This is a genomic window from Paenibacillus sp. EKM206P (assembly GCF_011066155.1).
Lineage (GTDB): Bacteria > Bacillota > Bacilli > Paenibacillales > Paenibacillaceae > Paenibacillus > Paenibacillus polymyxa_D.
The window spans coordinates 1-1,475 of sequence record NZ_JAAMNQ010000050.1; the positions used below are offsets into that span (position 1 = coordinate 1).

1 protein-coding gene is annotated in these 1,475 nt (G+C 54.6%); it reads right to left on the minus strand.

Going from position 1 to position 1,475, the window contains the following annotated elements:
• On the minus strand, positions 1-1,475 hold a 1,475-nt coding region (locus G9G53_RS25590), incomplete at both ends, for a condensation domain-containing protein (protein WP_165150871.1).

Here is a 1,475-nt window from a genome sequence, read left to right on the forward strand (position 1 = left end):
CGCTCACTTTGCATATCGGCATGCTGCCAAACCGCATAGTCCTTGTACTGAATACGGAGTGGCGGCAGTTCCTTGCCTTCATACAATTGAGAGAACTCCTGCACGATAATTCCTTCCGTGACGCCATCCGAAATAATATGGTGCATGTCATAGAGCATGACGTGACGCTCCGGTCCGGTTTCCACCAGCTGAACCCGCAGCAATGGTGCTTGTGCGAGATCAAATGCGCGTACAAAGTCTTGGGCATACTGCTGGGTCTCTTCTTCGCTTGCCTGCACATGCTCCACGCTGAATGCGACGCCCGATTCAATCCGTTGAATCACCTCACCATCCACCATCTCGAATCGGGTTCGCAGGGCTTCATGACGGGCAATCAGCTGGCGGAAGGCTTGTTCCAGTCGCATTTTATCCAAGGAACCTTCGATAATCAACGCTCCTGGCATGTTGTAGCTAACCTCTCCACCTTCCAGGTGACTCAGCACGTACATCCGTTTTTGCGCCGAGGAAACAGGATAATATTCACGCTCCTCCGCCACAGGAATAGATACATACGTTTGCTGGGTCTGATCTTCACCCATCACCTGCACCAGTTGCTCAATCGTCGGATATTGGAAAATATCTCGCAGCGCCAGCTTGTAATTCAGCTCCTGATGGATTTTCGCCATCAGTGTTGTCGCGCGCAAAGAATGTCCTCCGACTTCAAAGAAATGGTCCTTAATACCGATCTGCGGATGATTCAGAACGCTTTGCCAAATACGTACCAACTGCTCTTCCAGCGGTGTGCGCGGTGCCACGTACGCCGTGCCTCCTTCGAGGCGCGCTTCTGGCGCAGGCAACGCTTTGCGGTCAATTTTTCCGTTCGGTGTCAGCGGGAAACGATCCAGTTGTACGACATAGGTCGGGATCATATAGCCCGGCAGTTTGGGCTGGAGTGTGCTGCGCAGATCCGGCAAATTCAGCGCCTCCGAGGCTACGACATACGCACACAGATCCTTGTCTCCGTCTTCGTTTTCCCAGGCGGTGACGATGGCTTTCTGAATGCCGTCCACGGTCAGCAGCTGCGCTTCCACCTCGCCCAGTTCAATCCGGAAGCCCCGGATTTTGACTTGATCATCCATCCGGCCGATAAAGTCTACATTGCCGTCCGGCATCCATCGCGCCAAATCGCCTGTACGGTACAACCGTTCACCTGGTACATACGGATTCGCTACGAATTTCTCGGCTGTCAGGTCTGCACGATTCAGGTAGCCTCGTGCCACCCCGGCTCCGCCAATGCACAGCTCACCCAGTACGCCGATCGGCACCGGATTCAGCTGGCTGTCCACAATGTAGAAGCGTGCGTTCAGCCACGCCTGACCAATCGGCACATGGCCGCTGCTTGGCAGCTTCGACAGCTCTTCGTCGTAGAAGCTGGAGTCAATCGCCGCTTCGGTGACGCCGTAGCTGTTCATAATGCGGATATCCGCACCAAACCG